We start from the raw sequence: 18,130 nt of genomic DNA, 5'->3' as shown, positions 1-18,130 counted from the left end.
CGCGCCCTTCCTGTCGTGCGGATGCCCGAGCCGGCTCAGCCGACCAGCTCGAGACCCGAGAAGAAGTACGCGATCTCCTCGGCGGCGGTCTCGGGCGCGTCCGAGCCGTGGACCGAGTTCTCGCCGACAGATTCCGCGAACTCGGCGCGGATGGTGCCCGGCGCGGCATCGGCGGGATTCGTGGCGCCCATGACTTCGCGGTTCTTCTGGATCGCGCCGTCGCCCTCGAGGACCTGCACCACCACCGGGGCGGAGGCCATGAACGTGCACAGCTCGTCGTAGAACGGACGCTCCGCGTGCACCTTGTAGAACTCGCCCGCCTGCTCCTTGCTCAGCTGGATGCGCTTCTGCGCGACGATGCGCAGGCCCGCTTCCTCGAACTTGGCGTTGATCTTGCCGGTGAGGTTGCGCTTGGTGGCGTCGGGTTTGATGATCGAGAGCGTGCGTTCGGTCGCCATGATGTGCCTTTCGGTTTGCGTGCCCGCGCGCGGCGCGCGGACCGGATCGGCGCTCCCGTAGCACGGCCCCCGGGGCTTGAAAACCGCCCTCGTTGCGGACCCGGAGCGGGATCTTCCGCGTTCACCCCTCAATTGTCTTCAAGATGTTGAATCATAACCAGCGAGGGAGAGGCACATGAATGCCGTCGTCGATTTCCTGAACACCGTCCTGTGGGGCTACGTGTTGGTGTGGGGGCTGCTCGGTGCGGGTCTCTTCCTGACCATCCGATTGTCCGGCCTCCAGTTCAGGCATTTCGGCGAATTCTTCCGCGTCATCGCCTCCTCCCGCAACACCGGGACCGACGGCATCTCGCCGCTGCAGGCGCTGACCATCAGCCTCGCGAGCCGCGTCGGCACCGGCAACCTCGCCGGCGTCGCGGTCGCCATCTATCTCGGCGGCCCCGGCGCGATCTTCTGGATGTGGATGGTGGCGCTGGTCGGCATGGCGACCGCCTACGCGGAATCGACGCTCGCGCAGCTCTACAAGGTGCGCAATGCCGACGGGCGCTACCGGGGCGGGCCGGCCTACTACATGTGGCACGGCCTGAACGCCAAGTGGCTCGGCTACGTCTTCTGCTTCTTCTTCCTGTGCTCCTTCGGGCTGATCTTCGTGTCGGTGCAGTCGAACTCCATCGCCGACGCGGCCGAGGGCGCCATGGGCATCCCCAAGCTCGCGACCGGCGTCGTCATCGCGGGCCTCGTGGCGGTGGTGATCTTCGGCGGCATCCCCTCGATCGCCCGCGTGGCCGAGAAGGTCGTGCCGTTCATGGCCGGCATCTACCTGCTGGTGGCGCTCGCCATCATCGTGATGAACATCACCGAGGTGCCGGGCGCGCTCGCCACCATCGTCACGTCGGCCTTCGGCATCGACCAGGCGGCCGGCGGATTTGCGGGCGGCATGACCGCGGCGCTGCTCAACGGGGTGAAGCGCGGCCTCTTCTCGAACGAGGCGGGCATGGGCTCCGCCCCGCACATCGCCGCCGTCGCGGTGCCCGAGCCGCACCATCCCTCGTCGCAGGGCCTCGTGCAGGGGCTCGGCGTCTTCATCGACACGATCCTCATCTGCACCGCGACGGCGCTGATGATCCTGCTCTCGGGCGCTGTCGATTACGGTCCGGACGGCGTCACCGGCATGGAGCTGACCCAGAACGCGCTCGCCGAGCATATCGGCGCGGCCGGGCCGCTCTTCATCGCGGTGGCAATCCTGTTCTTCGCCTACACCTCGATCATCGGCAACTACGCCTATTCCGAGAACGTGCTCGAGTTCCTCGGCCTGTCCGGCCGGGTGCCGCTCACCGTCTTCAAGTGCATGCAGCTCGCCATGGTGCTCTGGGGCGCGGTGCAGCCGGTGACACGGGTGTTCAACTTCGCCGACGCGGCCATGGCGACGATGGCGACGATCAACCTCGTGGCGCTGCTCCTGCTGTCGGGAACGGTGCGGCGGCTGACCATCGACTACTTCGCGCAGCGCCGGGCCGGCAGGGAGCCGCTCTTCCGCATCCGCGAGCACGCGGGCCTGAGCCGCGGCATCGACGCCTCGATCTGGAACCGCCACGTCGAGGAGGAACACCGCGCCGCCGGCGGCTCCTGACGCCCGGGCACCGCGGGCGGGCATCCCCGCCCGCGCGGCCCCTCGCCGCGCCCCGTCCTGCGCGCACGCCCTTTACGAACCGCGCGGGCTGAGGCAGAGGGGCGCACATGCTGAGGATCGAGGACATCTCCTACTCGGTCGAGGGACGCCCGCTCTTTGCCGGCGCCTCGGCCACCATTCCCGAAGGCCACAAGGTGGGCCTCGTCGGGGCCAACGGCACGGGCAAGACCACGCTCTTCCGGCTGATCCGGGGCGAGCTCACGCTCGACGGCGGGCGCATCACCCTGCCCGCCCGCGCCCGGATCGGCGGCGTCGCGCAGGAGGTGCCGTCGTCGGAGACGACGCTCCTCGACACGGTGCTCGAGGCCGATACCGAACGCGCGCGGCTGATGGCCGAGGCCGAGGAGGCGGTGGACGGCACCCGCATCGCCGAGGTTCAGACCCGGCTCGCCGACATCGACGCCTGGTCGGCCGAGGCGCGCGCGGCCGCGATCCTGAAGGGGCTCGGCTTCGACGACGCGGAACAGCGCATGCCCTGCTCGGCCTTTTCCGGCGGCTGGCGCATGCGCGTGGCGCTGGCGGGCGTGCTCTTCGCCCAGCCCGACCTGCTGCTCCTCGACGAGCCCACGAACTATCTCGACCTCGAGGGCGCGCTCTGGCTCGAGAGCTACCTCGCCAAGTACCCCCACACGGTGATCGTGATCAGCCACGACCGCGGGCTGCTGAACCGCGCCGTGGGCGGCATCCTGCACCTCAGCGAGAAGACCCTGACCTACTGGCAGGGCCCCTACGACCAGTTCGCCCGCCAGCGCGCCGAGCAGCGCGCGGTGCTCTCGGCCATGGCCAAGAAGCAGGAGGCCCGCCGCGCGCACCTGCAGAGCTTCGTCGACCGCTTCAAGGCCAAGGCGTCGAAGGCCCGCCAGGCCCAGAGCCGGGTCAAGATGATCGAGAAGATGCAGACGATCCAGCTTCCCGAGGAGGCGGAGAAGCGCGTCTTCACCTTCCCCAAGCCCGAGGAACTGTCGCCGCCCATCGTCTCGATCGAGAACGGCTCCACCGGCTACGGCGACACCGTGGTGCTGTCGCGGCTGAACCTCCGGATCGACCAGGACGACCGGATCGCGCTCCTCGGCCGCAACGGCCAGGGCAAGTCGACGCTGGCCAAGCTCCTGTCCGACCGCCTGCCGCTCATGGAGGGCAGGAAGGTCGCGGCCTCGAAGCTGCGCGTGGGCTACTTCGCCCAGCACCAGGTGGACGAGCTGCACGTGGACGAGACGCCGCTCCAGCACCTGCTGCGCGCGCGCCCCGGCGTCGCCCCCCCGAAGCTGCGCGCGCAGCTCGCGGGATTCGGCCTCGGCGCCGCCCAGGCCGAGACCGAGGTCGGCCGGCTCTCGGGCGGGCAGAAGGCGCGGCTCTCGCTCCTCCTCGCCACGCTCGACGCGCCGCACATGCTGATCCTCGACGAGCCGACGAACCACCTCGACATCGAGAGCCGCGAGGCGCTGGTCGAGGCGCTGACCTGGTACGAGGGCGCGGTGATCCTCGTGAGCCACGACATGCACCTGCTGAGCCTCGTGGCCGACCGGCTCTGGCTCGTGGGTGGCGGCACCGTCGCGCCCTACGACGACGACCTCGACGCCTACCGCCGCATGCTGCTCGCCCCCGAGAAGCCCCGCGGCACGCAGAAGGCGCAGGCCGAGGCGCCGAAGAAGCCCCAGCGCCCCTCGCGCGAGACGGTGCTGGCGCTGCGCGCCGAGGTGCGCAAGTGCGAGGCGCGGGTGGAAAAGCTCAACGACATGCGCGACCGCCTCGCCGCGAAGCTCGCCGATCCCGACCTCTACGAGGATGCCCGCGTGGGCGAGCTCGAGGTCTGGAACAAGAAATACGCCGAGGTGATGGAAGGCCTCGACCGCGCCGAGGCCCTCTGGATGGCCGCGCTCGAGAAGCTCGAGGCGGCCGAGACCGCCTGACGGCGCGCGGCCGCCGCGCCGGCTTCCCGGCGCACCTGTCCCGCTTCTTCTTGGTGCAAGTATCCCGGGGTGAATTCGTGCGCGTCCGCGCACGAAGAGGGGCAGCGCCCCTCTTCCCCGGCCCCGGCCCTCACGCGCCGGCGCGGCGGGCGAGACGCGTCTCGAGCTGGACCAGCGCGTCGTAGATCAGCACCGCGAAGAGGCCGACGATCAGCCCGCCCTGCAGGACGAAGGCGGTGTTGTTGGTCAGCAGCCCCGCGATGATCACCTCGCCCAGCGTGCGCGCCGCGACCGTGGAGCCGATGGTCGCCGTGCCGAGCGCGATCACCACCGACAGGCGGATGCCCGTCAGCATGACCGGCAGGGCGAGCGGCAGCTCCACCCGCACGAGCCGCTGCCAGCGGTTGAGGCCGATGCCCCTCGCCGCCTCCATGGTCGCGGGCGGCAGGGTCGAGAGCGCCGTGACCGAGTTCTCGAAGATCGGCAGGAGCCCGTAGAGAAAGAGCGCCACGAGCGTCGGGCCCGCGCCGAAGCCGAGCGCGGGCACGGCGAGCGCCAGCACCGCGACCGGCGGGAAGGTCTGGCCCATGTTGGTGATGGTCCGCGAAAGCGGGCGGAACGCCGCGCCCGCGGGCCGGGTCACGAAGATCGCGAGCCCGACCGCCACGAGCGTCGCCGCCGCCGTGGCCGCGGCGACGAGGCCGAGATGGCTCAGCGACAGCGACAGGAGCGAGCTGCGCTCGTAGATCACCGGCGCGTTCGCCGGCGCGAGCGGGGCGAAGAGCGGCGTGAACCAGGCGGGCCGCAGCACCAGCGCGACGAGCAGCAAGACCAGCGCGGGCCGCAGGACCGTACCGATCCTCATGCGTGCAGTTCCGCGCGCGCGCGGATGGCCTCGAAGGTCACTCGCCCGGACGGCACGCCGTCGACCGTGACCGGCACCGCCGACCGCCCGCTCCAGAGGCAGGCCGCGAGGGCATCGCGCAGGCTCGCCTCGGCGGGCATGGCCTCGCCCGGGGCGGTGCCCTCCTCGAGGAGCTCGGACAGCGGGATCAGCGACAGGAGCCGCAGCGGCCGCTCCACATCGCCCACCATGTCGGCCACGAGCGGCGTCGCCGGCTGCGCGATGATCTCGGCCGGGGTCGCGTGCTGCACGAGCCGGCCCCCGTCCATCACCGCCACGCGGTCGCCGAGGCGGATCGCCTCCTCCATGTCGTGCGTGACGAGGAGGATGGTCGAGCCGAGCCGGCGCTGGATGCGGCGGAGATCGTCCTGCGCCCGGGCGCGGATGATCGGATCGAGCGCGCCGAAGGGTTCGTCCATCAGCAGCAGGTCGGGGCGCGAGGCGAGCGCGCGCGCCACGCCCACGCGCTGCTGCTGGCCGCCCGACAGCTCGGCCGGATAGCGGTCCCGGAAGGCGTCGGGCTCCATCGAGAAGAGTGACAGCAGCTCGTCGACGCGCGCGCGGATCCGGTCCTTCTTCCAGCCCATGAGCTGCGGCACCGCGCCGATGTTGCGGCCGACCGTGTGGTGCGGGAAGAGCCCGTGCCCCTGGATCGCGTATCCGATGCGCCGTCGCAGCAGGTGCGGCTTCGTCGCGCGGGTGCTCTCGCCGTTGATCCGGACCTCGCCCGAACTCGGCTCCTCGAGCCGGTTGATCATGCGCAGGAGCGTGGTCTTGCCCGACCCGGAGGTGCCCACGATCACCGTGATCGTGCCGGTCTCGGCCGTCATGGTGACGCCGTCCACGGCGGTGCTGTCCCCGTAGGTCTTGGTGATGCGGTCGATCTCGATCATGCGGCCTCCTTGGGCGTCGGGCGCGTCAGGTCGACGAGGATGTCCATCACGATCGCCGCGCAGAGCGCGAGCGCGACGGTCGGCAGGGCGCCCAGCAGGATCAGGTCCGTGGCGGTCTGGTTCAGTCCCTGGAACACGAAGGTGCCGAAGCCGCCGCCGCCGATCAGGCCGGCGATGACGGCGAGCCCGATGTTCTGGACCAGCACGATGCGCAGGCCCGTCAGGATGACCGGCAGGCCCAGCGGCAGCTCGACCCGCAGGAGGCGCTGTCCCGGCGTCATGCCCATGCCGCGCGCCGCGTCGAGCGCGGCCGGCGGCGTCGCGGCGAGACCGGCCACCGTGTTCCCCACGACCGGCAGGAGCGAGTAGAGCACCAGCGCGAGGAAGGCCGGGGCGAAGCCGATCCCGGCGATGCCCAGGGCCTGCGCGCCCGGCACGCTGTCGCCGACCCAGCCCAGGATCGGGATCATCAGGCCGAACATGGCCAGCGACGGGATCGTCTGCAGCAGGCTCAGGACCGGCAGCAGGCTCGCGCGCAGGCCGGACCGGCGGTGGCACAGGATGCCGAGCGGGAACCCGATCGCCCCCGCGACGGCCAGCGAGCCGAAGGCGAGCGCGAGGTGCCGCAGCGCGGCGTCGGCGAAGGCGCCGCTGCGCCCGGCATGTTCCTGCAGGATCGACAGCGGCGACAGCGCGCCCGACCAGAGGATCAGCGCCAGCGCGCCCAGCACCGCCGACAGGAGCCCGGTCCGCGCGAGCGGCCCGGGCGTCATCTGCGCCAGCGCGTCCGCCATCAGCAGCATCAGGATCACGAGCAGGCACCAGAAGCCGATGGCCGGCGACACCCGCGCGTAATCGCCCGCATCGGCGAGAAGCGCCGGGGCACCCTGCACCAGCAGCCACAGAAGCCCGGCCAGCCCGAGGATCGCGCCGGCGAGCCGCAGGGGCTGTCCGTGGGTGCGCAGGCCGACGAGCAGCGCCGCGACGATGCAGGCCACGCCCGGCAGGGCTGCCGCCGGGGTGGCGAGGCGCCAGACCATGACCCCTTCCCCGGCGACGATGCGATTCGCCGCGATCGTCATGAACGGGACGAGCAGCGCCGCCAGGCCGAGCACGGCAAAGAGCGCGCCGGGCGGAGAGATGCCCCGCGCGACGCGCCCGGCCGATCGACCGGCAGCCGTCACTCGAGGACGCCGGTCTGGGTCAGGTAGTCGCGCGCCACGGCCTCGGCCGGCTCGCCGCCGACCTGGATGCGGCCGTTCAGCTGCTGCAGGGTCTCCATGTCGAGCCCGGTGAAGATCGGGTTCAGGACCTCGGGGATCGCGGGATATTCCTCCAGCACCTCGGCCCGCACGATGGGCGTCGGCTCGTAGACCGGCTGCACGCCCTTGTCGTCCTCCATCACAACGAGCCCGGTGGCGCCGATGCCGCCGTCGGTGCCGTAGACCATCGCCGCGTTGACGCCCGAGGTGCCGCGCGCGGCGGCCTGGATCGTGGCGGCGGTGTCGCCGCCCGACAGGATGACCGTCTGGTCCTGCGTCAGCTCGAAGCGGTAGGTCTCCTGCATCGCGGGCAGCACGGCCGGCGAGGACACGAACTCGGTCGAGGCCGCGAGCGTCACGTCGCCGCCGCCCGACACCCAGGCGCCGAAATCCGACATGGTCGACAGGCCGTTCTCCTCGGCCACCGGCCCGGTGACGGCGATGGCCCAGGTGTTGTTCGCCGGCGCGCTCTCGAGCCAGGTGACGTCGTTCGCCTCCGCGTCGAGCTCCGCCGCGCGGGCGCGGGCGGCCTCGGGATCCTTCCAGACCTCGCTGTCGGCCTCGTTGAAGAAGAAGGCCGCGTTGCCGGTATATTCGGGATAGATGTCGATCTGCCCGGCCAGCAGCGCCTCCCGGACCACCTGCGTGCCGCCCAGCTGCAGGCGCCGCTCCACCGGCAGGCCCGCGTCCTCGAGCGCCAGCGCGATGATGTTGCCGAGGAGCCCGCCCTCGGTGTCGATCTTCGAGGATACCGTGATGTCGGCCTGGGCCGCCGTGGCGAGCGCACCGGACAGGCCGGCGGCGAGGATGAGGGACGTCTTCATGATGGTCAGCTCCTGGATAGATGCTCTGCGCAACGCGGCGCGTCAGGGATCCAGACCAAGTGTAGAGGAAGCCGACCAACCGCCAACCCCGCAGCCGACTTTGCGACACCGCCGGAGCGGTGACCCGGCGGCAGCCCTGGTGCGCCGCGGGCCCCTTGCCGAGGCCCGCGCGCTCGCCTATCGGGTGGGACATGGACGCGGCCTTCCTCATCTCCGCCTTTGCGACGCTCTTCGTGGTGATCGACCCGATCGGCATCACGCCGGTCTTCATCGCCTTGAGCCAGGGCGCGAGCCCCCTGCAGAAGCGCGCGATCATCCTGCGCGCCTGCGCCATCGCGGCGGCGCTCCTCTGCCTCTTCGCCTTCCTCGGCGAGGGCGTGCTCGACACGATCGGCATCTCCATGCCGGCCTTCCGGATCGCGGGCGGCCTGCTGCTGTTCCTCACCGCGATCGACATGCTGTTCGAGCGGCGCACCAAGCGGCGCGAGGACAAGGCCGAACGCGAGGAGGACGCGCCCGACCCGTCGGTCTTTCCCATGGCGATCCCGCTTCTCGCGGGGCCGGGCTCCATCACCACGGTGATCCTGCTCATGGGCGAGGCGCAGGGCCCGGGCGGCCGCGCCGCGGTGCTCGGCGTCATGTTCGCGGTCCTCGGCATCGCGCTCGTGCTCCTGCTCCTGTCGGGGCCGATCGAGCGGGTCCTCGGGCGGATCGGCATCACCGTGGTCACGCGGCTCCTCGGCATGCTGCTCGCCGCGCTCTCGGTGCAGTTCGTGCTCGACGGGCTCACCGCCTACGGCTTCGGCGCGGGCATCGCGTCCTGAGGCCGCGGCGCGCGGGATCTTAACTTCCGGCCTCGCGCGCCCTACCTCTGTCGCATGCAGCGGCGGACCTTCCCATGACCGGCGACGACATCGGATCGCTCATCTACCTCGTCCTCCTGGGCGCAGTCCTGTTCGTGTGGTACATCGTGCAGTCGCGCGCGGGCCTCGGGCGGACGCTGCAGCAGGCGGCGGCCTGGGGGCTGATCTTCCTCGGCACCATCGCCGCGGTCGGCCTCTGGGGCGACATCCGGCAGGACGTGATGCCCTCGCAATCGGTGATCGCCGAGGACGGACGGGTGGAACTTCCGCAGGCGCCGGACGGGCACTACTACGTGACGCTCGAGGTGAACGGGACGCCGGTGCGCTTCATGGTCGACACGGGCGCGAGCGGCACGGTGCTCACGCGGCGCGACGCCGAGCGCGCGGGCCTCGCGGAGGACGATCTCGTCTACTATTCCGAGGCGATGACCGCGAACGGCCCGGTGCGCACGGCGCCCGTCCGGCTCGACAGCGTGGCGCTCGGCCCCTTCGTCGACGCGAACGTGCCGGCCTACGTGAACGAGGGCGAGATGGCGCAGTCGCTTCTCGGCATGAGCTACCTGCAGCGCTTCGACCGGCTCGAGATCACGCGCGGGCAGCTCGTGCTCGAACGCTGAGTCAGCGCTCGGCCTTCTTTTCCCAGCGGCCGCTTTCCTCGGACCAGTACTGCGCCGAGGCACCGGCAGCGGTCAGGGCGCGCCACTGCTCGCGGGCGCGGGCGAGCGCCGCGGTGTCGTTCCCGTCGAAGAGCACGCAGGCCCGTTCGAGCCGGGCCAGTTCGTCCGGCGCGATCTCGGCGCCGTCCACCGACATCACGCAGACCGCGCCGTTCGGCAGGTCCGGGCGGTCGGTCAGCAGCACCGGCTGCGCGGCGTCATGACGCCCGCCGCACAGCCCGTGCGGCAGGAAGCCGTCCTCGGGGGCGAGCCAGAGCTTCTCGTCCAGCCATTCGAGCCGCGCGCGATCGGTGCCGCGCACCGCCACGCGCCAGCCCTGTGCCAGCGCCCGCTCGAGCAGCGCGGGCAGCGCCGCCTCGAGCGGGCGGCGCGTCAGGTGGTAGAAGTAGGCCGCCCCCATCGGGCCCCCCTGCCGGTCAGTCCTTCGTCTCGTAGGCGTCGCGCACCAGCCGGTCGAGCGCGCGCACGCCCCATCCGGTCGCACCCTTGCCCGAGAGCGGCAGGTCCTTGGCCACGTGCGCCACGCCCGCGATGTCGATGTGGATCCACGGAACGTCGTCCCGGGCGAAGCGCTTGAGGAATTCCGCCGCCGTGATCGAGCCGGCCGCGCGGCCGCCCGAGTTCTTGATGTCCGCGATGTCGGACTTGATCTGCTCGGCGTAGCCCGGCCCGAACGGCATGCGCCAGGCGCCCTCCGCCTCGTCCGCGCAGGCCTTGGCGAAGGCCTGCGACAGCGTCTCGTCGGTGGCGTAGTAGGCTGCGTTGTCGTTGCCGAGCGCGATGATGCAGGCGCCCGTCAGCGTGGCGAGGTCGATCATCGCGGCGGGCTTCAGGTGTTCCTGCGCGTACCACATGACGTCGGCGAGGACGAGCCGGCCCTCGGCGTCGGTCGAGATCACCTCGATCGTGTCGCCCTTCATCGAGGTCAGCACGTCGCCCGGCCGGTAGGCCTTGCCGTCGGGCATGTTCTCGACGAGCCCCACGAGGCCCACGACGTTCGCACGCGCGCCGCGCTTTGCGAGGGCCATCATGGTGCCCGCCACGGTGCCGGCGCCGCCCATGTCCATGGTCATCGATTCCATGCCCTGCGACGGCTTGATCGAGATGCCGCCGGTGTCGAACACGACGCCCTTGCCCACGAGCGCCAGCGGCGCGGCGTCGCCGCCGCCGTTCCAGCGCATGACCACGAGCTTCGCCGGCGTCTCGGACCCCTTCGACACGGCGAGGAAGGCGCCCATGCCGAGGGCCTCCATATCGGATTCCTCGAGCACCTCGACCTCGACGCCGAGATCCTTCAGCGCCAGCAGCCGGTCGGCGAAGGCCACGGTCGAGAGCACGTTCGCGGGCTCGTTCACGAGGTCGCGGGTGAAGAGGACGCCCTCGGCCACGGCGAGGAGCGGCGCCGCGGCCGCCTGCACGTCGTCCGCCTTGTCGCACATCACGCGCGCGGCGGCCGGCGCGTCGGCCTTCTCGGACTTGTGGGCGGTGAAGGCATAGCTGCGCAGCGCGAGCCCGAGGGCGATCTGCTCGGGCGTGCGGGTCCCGTCGGGCAGGAGCGTCACGGCCTTTGTCCCGGCCGCGCGCGCCAGCGCCGCGCCCGCGCGGCGGGCATCCTCGGGCTTCGGACGGCGCGGCAGGCGCACGATGTCGAGCCCCTCGGCGACGAGTCCCGCGGGAAAGGCCAGCGACAGCACGTCGCCGTCCTTGAGCTTGCCCCAGCGCTCGGCCTCGACCGCGCGCTTCACCGCGCCGCGGGTCAGCCGGTTCAGCCGGCGCGCGGCGCGTCCCATCGTGCCCTCGGCCGGCACGCAGACCGCGACGCGCCCCTCCGCCTCGGCCAGCGTGTCGAAGTCGGGCTCGATGAAGCGGATCTCGCGGATATCGGTCATTCTGGGGCTCCTCGGAAATTCGGTGCGCCCACAGGTATCCCGCCCCGGATGGCTTGGCCAGCCCCGGGACCCGGGCCGCGGCGCGCCCGGGCTTTTCCGCCCCCGCCGGATCGTCTAGGGTCGCGCGGAACGGCAGGGCACCACCCGGGAGGCACATGTTGGCGAGATTCGACAGATACATGCTGTCGCGCTTCATGATGCTCTTCGGCTTCTTCGCGCTGGTGCTGGTGTCGGTCTACTGGGTGAACCGGGCGGTGATCCTGTTCGACCGCCTGATCGGCGATGGCCATTCCGCGCGCATCTTCCTCGAGTTCACCATGCTGAGCCTGCCGAACGTGATCCTGCTGGTCCTGCCGATGGCGGCCTTCGCCGCCACCACCTACGTCACGAACCGGCTGTCGGGGGATTCCGAGCTGGCCGTGGTGCAGGCGACGGGCTACTCGCCATGGCGGCTCGCCCGGCCGGCCCTCGCCTTCGGCCTGATCGTCATGATGATGATGCTGGTTCTCTCCCATTACCTCGTGCCCGCGAGCCTCGCGCAGCTGCGCGAGCGCGAAGTCGAGATCTCGGGATCGGTCAGCGCGCAGCTCTTGCGCGAGGGCGCGTTCCTGAACCCCTCCACCGGCGTGACCTTCTACATCCGCGAGATCACCGCGGACGGCGAGCTGCGCGACGTGTTCCTGTCGGACCGCCGGCAGGAGGATCGCGCCGTGACCTACACCGCCGCGACCGCCTACGTGCTGCGCGAGGACGGTGCCTCCAACATCGTCATGCTGAACGGGCTGGCGCAGACGCTCGACGGGGAAACCGGGCGGCTGTCGGTGACCACCTTCGAGGACCTGACCTACGACATCACCAACCTGATCTCCTCCGACACCTCGCGCCGGCCGCGCACCTACGCGATGTCGACGGCCGACCTGCTCCTGCGCACGGAGGAGAGCGCGCGCCTCGCGGACGACCCGGTCGGCGAGGTACTGGAGGAGGTGCACGGACGTTTCCAGCAGCCGCTTCTGGCGGTGGTGGCGGCGCTCATAGGCTATTCGGCGCTCATGGTCGGCGGGTTCAGCCGCTTCGGCCTCGGCCGGCAGATCGTGTTCGCCATCTTCCTCCTCGTGCTCGTCAAGCTCGTGGAGAGCGTCGTGACGACGCCGGTGCGCGCCAACGGCAACCTCTGGCCGCTGATCTACCTGCCCTCGCTGGCGGGCTTCGCCATGGCGGCGGCGCTCCTGCACGTGGCCGCGCGGCCCTTCCGGCCGGGACGCGGCGCGGCGCCGGGGGCCGCCACATGACGCTCCACCTCTATTTCGCGCGGCGCTTCCTGACGATCTTCCTCGGGATCCTCGCAGTCTTCGCGCTGTTTCTCGGGCTTCTCGACCTCGTGGAGCAGCTGCGGCGCTTCGACGGCGAGGTGGCGTTCGGGCGGATCGTGCAGCTCACGATCCTGAACATGCCTTCCTCGCTCTACGAGATGCTGCCGCTGATCGTGATCCTCGCGGCGATCGGGCTGTTCCTCGGCCTCGCGCGGTCCTCGGAACTGGTGGTCGCGCGTGCGGCCGGACGCTCGGGCCTGATGACGCTCGTGGGCCCGGTGGCGGTGGCGGCGCTCGTCGGGGTGTTCGCGGTCGCGGTGCTGAACCCGATCTCGGCCGCGACGTCGAAACGGTTCGAGGTGCTGTCGGAACGCTGGTCGAACGGCGATTCCAACATCTTGTCCATCGGCGCCGAGGGACTGTGGCTCCGGCAGGGCGACGCGAGCGGGCAGACGGTCATCCGCGCCTCGCGCGCCAATGCCGACGCGACCATCCTCTACGACGTCAGCTTCTTCGCCTACGATCCCGAGGCGGGGCCGCTCCGCCGGATCGAGGCGGAGGAGGCGGAACTCGGCGACGGCACCTGGACGCTGCGGGCCGCAAAGGAATGGCCGCTTGCGCGCGGCAGCAATCCCGAGGCCGAGGCACGCACCCACGACACGCTCGAGGTTCCCTCGACCCTGACCCGCGAAAGCATCCGCGACCGCTTCGGCCGGCCCTCGTCGGTGCCGATCTGGGAATTGCCGGCCTACATCGCAGATCTCGAGGAGGCCGGTTTCTCCGCCCGCCGGCACGTGGTGTGGCTGCAGATGGAACTGGCGCGCCCGCTGTTTCTCGTGGCGCTCGTGGTGCTGGGCGCGGGGCTCACGATGAAGCATTCGCGCCTCGGTCGCACCGGCCTGTCGGTGCTGACGGCGGTGCTTCTGGGCTTCGGGCTTTACTACATTCGGAACTTCGCGCAAATCCTTGGCGAAACGGGGCAGATTCCTGCCCTGCCCGCGGCCTGGGTGCCGCCTGTCGCCTCGCTCCTCCTGGCGCTCGGCATCGTTCTGCAAAGGGAAGACGGATGATCCGCGCCGCGCTCCTGTCCTGCCTGCTGCTGGCGCCCGCGGCCCTCCGCGCGCAGGAGGCCGCGACCGAGACGCCCGCGCTCCTCGTGGCGGACCGGGTGTCGATCGAGGGCCGCTCGCGGCTCGTGGCCGAAGGCAATGTCGAGGCGCTGCACGAGGGCAACCGGCTCGAGGCGACGCGGGTCGTCTACGACCAGGAGGCGGGCGCGCTGACGATCGAGGGCCCCGTGCGGCTGATCGACCCCGAAGGCAGCGTGCTGGTCGCGGACAGCGCTGACCTCGACAGCGATTTCGAGAACGGTCTCCTGCGCGGCGCGCGGCTGGTGCTCGACGAGCAGCTGCAGCTCGCCTCGGTCGAGGCGCGGCGGGTGAACGGCCGATACACCGCGCTCGAGAAGGTCGCGGTGACGTCGTGCCAGGTCTGCGGGCGCAACGAGGTCCCGCTGTGGCAGATCCGCGCCTCGCGCGTGGTGCACGACGAGGCCGAGCAGCAGATCTACTTCGACAACGCGCAGTTCCGCGTGCTCGACGTGCCCATCGCGTACCTGCCGCGCCTGCGCGTGCCGGACCCGACGCTCACCCGCGCGCGCGGCTTCCTGACGCCCACCTTCCGCACCTCGACGCTGCTCGGCTTCGGCATCAAGGTGCCCTATTTCGTGCCGGTGGGCGATCACCAGGATTTCACGTTCACGCCCTACGTCTCGCCGGTGACGCGCACGCTCGAGACGCGCTACCGCCGCGCCTTCCGTTACGGCAGCATCGAGGTGAACACCGCGGTCTCGCAGGACACGCTCATCGACGACGAGACGCGCGCCTACCTCTTCGCCGAGGGCGAGTTCGACCTGCCGCGCCGCTTCAAGCTGAGCTTCGACATCGAGACGACGTCCGACGAGGCCTATCTCAACGATTACGACTACTCGTCGAAGGACCGGCTCGACAGCGCCATCGCCCTGACCCGCGCGACGCCCGACAGCTTCTTCTTGGCCGAGCTGATCCACTACCAGACCCTGCGCGACAGCGAGCGCGATTCGACGCAGCCCACGATCATCCTGCATTCGAGCTACGAGCGGCGCTACTTTCCCGACCTGATCGGCGGCGAGCTGCGCGTGGGCACCATCGCGCACGGGCACTACCGCTATTCCGACCGCGACACCGACGGTAACGACGACGACGACATCGTCGACGGCCGGGACGTCGCGCGGGTGACGGCAGACGCATCCTGGCGCCGCCGCTTCACGCTGGCCGGAGGCATCCGTGCGGGCGTCCTGGCACAGCTCTGGGCGGACAGGTTCGAAGTGCGGCAGGACGCGACGTCGTCCGAGAGCGAGAGCCAGCTGACCCCCGGGCTGTCGGCCGAGCTGCGCTGGCCGTGGACGCGCACGGGCTTCGGCGGCTCGCGAACGCTGATCGAGCCGGTGCTGCAGACCGCGTGGGTGGGCGGCGAGCGGTTCGACAACCCGAACGACGAGAGCACCCGCGCCGAATTCGACGAGGGCAACCTCCTGTCGCTCTCGCGCTTTCCCGCCGCGGACCGGCGCGAGCGCGGCCGGGTGACGGCGGCGGGCCTGCGCTGGCTCTACGACAACCCGACCGGCTGGAGCGCCGGCCTCACGGTCGGCCGCCTCTGGCGCGAGGAGGAGGACGACGCCTTCACCCGCACCTCGGGTCTCGACGACCGCAACTCGGACGTCCTGATCGCGGGACATTTCGCGACCTTCGACGGCTTCGCGCTGACCGCGCGCGGACTGCTCGAACCGGACGGCAGCGCCTTTTCCAAGGCCGAGGCCAGCGCGCTCTGGCAGAACGACCGCATCGCGCTCGAGGCCTCCTACCTGCTGCTCGGGCAGGACCCCGACGAGGACCGCGACGGGTCGGTCTCGGAATGGAGCTTCGACGGCGCCTATGTCTTCAACGACACCTGGTCGGGCGACGCCTACGGTCGCTACGACTTGTCCGACAACCGCTTCGCCCGGGCCGGGCTCGGCCTGACCTACGAGAACGAGTGCGTCGGCGTGAACTTTTCGGTCTCGCGCCGCTTCGCCTCGTCGACTAACCTCGAACCATCCACCGATTTCGGACTGACCGTCGCGCTGAAAGGCTTCAGCACCGGCGGCAGCGCGAAGGAGAGACGCCGCACATGCTCGAGCTTCTGACGACCGCGACCCGCCGGCTCGCACCCCTTGTCTGCGCGCTATCCCTCGGCATGGCCGCCCTGCCCGGCGGCGCCGAGGCGCAGAACCTCTTCGCCCCGGCGATCACCGTCAACGACGACGTCATCACGACCTACGAACTGCAGCAGCGCGAACGGATGAACGCCGTGCTGAACGCGCCCGGCAACCTCGAGGAACTGGCGCGCGAACAGCTCATCGACGACCGCCTGCGCGTGGCCGCAGCCGCGCGCGAGGGGATCGTGCCGACGGAGGAGCAGGTGACCGAGGGCATGGCCGAATTCGCCGGCCGCGCGAACCTCAGCCGCGAGGAATTCGTGGCCGCGCTGGCGCAGGGCGGCGTGTCCGAGCAGACGTTCCGCGACTTCGTCCGGGCAGGCGTCGCCTGGCGCGAGCTGGTGCGCCAGCGCTTCGGCCCCCAGAGCCAGGTCTCGGAGGTCGAGATCGACCGCGCGCAGAACGCGCAGGACAGCGGCAGCAACGTGCGCGTGCTCCTGTCCGAGATCATCATCCCAGCCCCGCCGCCGCAGGCGGAGCAGGTGCGCGCGCTGGCGCAGCGCATCTCGCAGGTCCGCAGCGAGGCCGAGTTCTCGGCAGCGGCCCGCGAGTACTCGGCAACGCAGAGCCGCGGCAACGGCGGCCGCCTGCCGTGGCAGGACCTGACCGACCTGCCGCCCGTGCTGCGCCCGATCGTGCTGGGACTGTCCCCGGGCGAGGTGTCGGACCCCTTGCCTATCACCAACGCGGTCGCGCTGTTCCAGCTGCGCGGCATCGAGGAGACGGGCTACACCGCGCCCGAGATCGGCGCCGTGGAATACGCCGCCTACTTCATGCCGGGCGGCCGGTCGCCCGAGACGCTGGCCCGCGCGCGGGTGCTGGCGCAGACCGTCGACCGCTGCGACGACCTCTACGGCGTGGCCAAGGGCCAGCCGGCGAACGTGCTCGACCGCCAGACCCTGCCGCCCGCGCAGCTGCCCGCCGACTACGCGATCGAGCTGTCGAAGCTCGACCCCGGCGAGGCGTCGACGGCGCTGACCCGCGCAAACGGCCAGAGCCTCGTGTTCCTCATGCTGTGCAGCCGCTCGAGCGTGGCGCCGCAGCAGGGCGAGGACGGCGAGGATGCCGCGCCCGCGCGCGAGGAACTTGCGCTCGGCCTGCGCAACCGGCGCCTCGGTGCGCTGGCGGACGGATACCTTGCCGAGCTGCGCGCCGAGGCCCGCATCGTGGAGCGATGAGCCCCGCGCCCATCGCCATGAGCTGCGGCGAACCCTCGGGCATCGGGCCCGAACTTGCCGTCGACGCCTGGCGCCAGCTGCGCGACACGATCCCGTTTGCCTGGATCGGCGATCCCGATCACCTGCCCGAGGGTACGCCCACGAAGCCGATCGAGACCCTGCGCGACGCGGCCCGCGTCGCCGCCACGGCCCTGCCCGTCCTGCCGCTGCCCTTTCCCGGACCGCGCGTGCCGGGCGTTCCGCAGCCGACGCAGGCGGCGCAGGTGGTCGCGTCGATCGCGCGCGCGGTCGACCTTGCCGACATGGGGCACGCCTCGGCGATCTGCACGCTGCCGATCCACAAGAAGGCGCTGCAGGACGGCGCGGGCTTCGCCTTTCCCGGGCACACCGAATACCTCGCCGACCGGGCGGGCGTGCGGCACGTGGTGATGATGCTCGCCTCGGACACGCTGCGCGTGGTGCCGGCGACGATCCACATCCCGCTCGCGCAGGTGCACGGCGCGCTGACCGCGGACCTGCTCGAATCCTGCCTCCGCATCACCCATGACGGCCTCGTGCGCCGCTTCCGCATCGCCGAGCCGCGGCTCGCCGTGGCGGGTCTCAACCCGCACGCGGGCGAAGGCGGCAAGATCGGCCGCGAGGAGATCGAGATCCTCGTGCCCGTGATCGAACGCCTGCGGGCGGAGGGAATGGAGATCGCCGGCCCGCTCTCCGCCGACACGATGTTCCACGCCGCGGCGCGCAAGAGCTACGACGTGGCGGTGGCGATGTACCACGACCAGGCGCTGATCCCGATCAAGACGCTCGATTTCGACCGCGGCGTGAACCTGACGCTGGGCCTGCCCTATATCCGCACCTCGCCCGACCACGGCACCGCGCTGGACATCGCGGGCCAGGGCAAGGCGAACCCGTCCTCGACCATCGAGGCGCTGAAGCTCGCCTGGCGGCTCGCCGGGGGCACGGCGTGAGCTCTGCCG

At 71.1% G+C, this 18,130-nt stretch carries 16 protein-coding genes; 9 read left to right on the top strand and 7 right to left on the bottom strand.

The window, feature by feature from the left end; all coding sequences use genetic code 11:
* Positions 1-35: 35 nt before the first annotated feature.
* Positions 36-458 carry a nucleoside-diphosphate kinase gene (ndk, locus tag RISW2_RS01725; RefSeq protein ID WP_043765719.1) on the bottom strand — a complete coding sequence of 141 codons (423 nt, stop codon included), beginning with the start codon at positions 456-458 and terminating at the stop codon, positions 36-38.
* A 175-nt stretch (positions 459-633) separates the two neighbouring features.
* Here ndk and RISW2_RS01720 point away from each other — a divergent pair, with 175 nt between their 5' ends.
* Entirely contained in the window at positions 634-2,088 is a 1,455-nt protein-coding gene (locus tag RISW2_RS01720; RefSeq protein WP_051491739.1) for an alanine/glycine:cation symporter family protein, read from the top strand.
* 107 nt (positions 2,089-2,195) lie between these two features.
* Complete coding sequence (locus RISW2_RS01715; RefSeq protein ID WP_043765717.1) at positions 2,196-4,058, top strand: ABC-F family ATP-binding cassette domain-containing protein; 1,863 nt, start codon at positions 2,196-2,198, stop codon at positions 4,056-4,058.
* A 130-nt stretch (positions 4,059-4,188) separates the two neighbouring features.
* Here RISW2_RS01715 and RISW2_RS01710 read toward each other — a convergent pair whose 3' ends face one another.
* From RISW2_RS01710 to osmF, 4 genes are all read right to left on the bottom strand, one after another.
* Positions 4,189-4,923, bottom strand: coding sequence for an ABC transporter permease (locus tag RISW2_RS01710; protein ID WP_043765715.1), 735 nt, complete (start codon positions 4,921-4,923; stop codon positions 4,189-4,191).
* A complete protein-coding gene (locus RISW2_RS01705) occupies positions 4,920-5,855 on the bottom strand; it encodes an ABC transporter ATP-binding protein (protein ID WP_043765713.1) in 936 nt (311 codons plus the stop codon). The genes RISW2_RS01710 and RISW2_RS01705 overlap by 4 nt, the downstream gene beginning before the upstream one ends.
* Complete coding sequence (locus RISW2_RS01700) at positions 5,852-6,937, bottom strand: ABC transporter permease (protein WP_084615214.1); 1,086 nt, start codon at positions 6,935-6,937, stop codon at positions 5,852-5,854. The genes RISW2_RS01705 and RISW2_RS01700 overlap by 4 nt, the downstream gene beginning before the upstream one ends.
* Positions 6,938-7,035: 98 nt before the next feature.
* The gene (osmF, locus tag RISW2_RS01695; protein WP_043765711.1) at positions 7,036-7,941 is read right to left on the bottom strand and encodes a glycine betaine ABC transporter substrate-binding protein OsmF; all 906 of its coding nucleotides are present in this window, start codon (positions 7,939-7,941) and stop codon (positions 7,036-7,038) included.
* Positions 7,942-8,132: 191 nt separating this feature from the next.
* Between osmF and RISW2_RS01690 the strand changes: the two genes are divergently transcribed.
* The gene (locus RISW2_RS01690; RefSeq protein ID WP_043765709.1) at positions 8,133-8,765 is read left to right on the top strand and encodes a MarC family protein; all 633 of its coding nucleotides are present in this window, start codon (positions 8,133-8,135) and stop codon (positions 8,763-8,765) included.
* 74 nt (positions 8,766-8,839) lie between these two features.
* On the top strand, positions 8,840-9,421 hold the full coding sequence (locus RISW2_RS01685; RefSeq protein WP_043765707.1) for a retropepsin-like aspartic protease family protein: 582 nt from the start codon (positions 8,840-8,842) through the stop codon (positions 9,419-9,421).
* Position 9,422: 1 nt separating this feature from the next.
* Here RISW2_RS01685 and RISW2_RS01680 read toward each other — a convergent pair whose 3' ends face one another.
* Positions 9,423-9,881, bottom strand: a complete 459-nt coding sequence (locus RISW2_RS01680) for a DNA polymerase III subunit chi (RefSeq protein ID WP_043765705.1) — start codon at positions 9,879-9,881, stop codon at positions 9,423-9,425.
* Between the two features lie 16 nt (positions 9,882-9,897).
* A complete protein-coding gene (locus RISW2_RS01675) occupies positions 9,898-11,370 on the bottom strand; it encodes a leucyl aminopeptidase (RefSeq protein WP_043765703.1) in 1,473 nt (490 codons plus the stop codon).
* A gap of 155 nt (positions 11,371-11,525) precedes the next feature.
* On the opposite strand from RISW2_RS01675, the gene lptF reads away from it, so the two are divergent.
* The 5 genes from lptF to pdxA are packed head-to-tail and all read left to right on the top strand — an operon-like array spanning position 11,526 to position 18,121.
* Positions 11,526-12,659, top strand: coding sequence for an LPS export ABC transporter permease LptF (gene lptF, locus RISW2_RS01670; RefSeq protein ID WP_244437486.1), 1,134 nt, complete (start codon positions 11,526-11,528; stop codon positions 12,657-12,659).
* Positions 12,656-13,750, top strand: a complete 1,095-nt coding sequence (gene lptG / locus RISW2_RS01665; protein WP_043765700.1) for an LPS export ABC transporter permease LptG — start codon at positions 12,656-12,658, stop codon at positions 13,748-13,750. The genes lptF and lptG overlap by 4 nt, the downstream gene beginning before the upstream one ends.
* The gene (locus RISW2_RS01660) at positions 13,747-15,903 is read left to right on the top strand and encodes an LPS-assembly protein LptD (protein ID WP_043765698.1); all 2,157 of its coding nucleotides are present in this window, start codon (positions 13,747-13,749) and stop codon (positions 15,901-15,903) included. The genes lptG and RISW2_RS01660 overlap by 4 nt, the downstream gene beginning before the upstream one ends.
* Positions 15,888-17,153: a peptidylprolyl isomerase gene (locus RISW2_RS01655; RefSeq protein ID WP_043765696.1), complete on the top strand. Its 1,266-nt coding sequence runs from the start codon at positions 15,888-15,890 to the stop codon at positions 17,151-17,153. The genes RISW2_RS01660 and RISW2_RS01655 overlap by 16 nt, the downstream gene beginning before the upstream one ends.
* Positions 17,150-18,121, top strand: coding sequence for a 4-hydroxythreonine-4-phosphate dehydrogenase PdxA (pdxA, locus tag RISW2_RS01650; RefSeq protein ID WP_043765694.1), 972 nt, complete (start codon positions 17,150-17,152; stop codon positions 18,119-18,121). Before RISW2_RS01655 ends, pdxA begins: the two co-directional genes overlap by 4 nt.
* Positions 18,122-18,130: the final 9 nt, after the last annotated feature.

It is taken from the genome of Roseivivax isoporae LMG 25204 (assembly GCF_000521865.1).
Taxonomy (GTDB): Bacteria; Pseudomonadota; Alphaproteobacteria; order Rhodobacterales; family Rhodobacteraceae; genus Roseivivax; species Roseivivax isoporae.
This window is presented reverse-complemented; position numbering and strand designations above follow the sequence as displayed.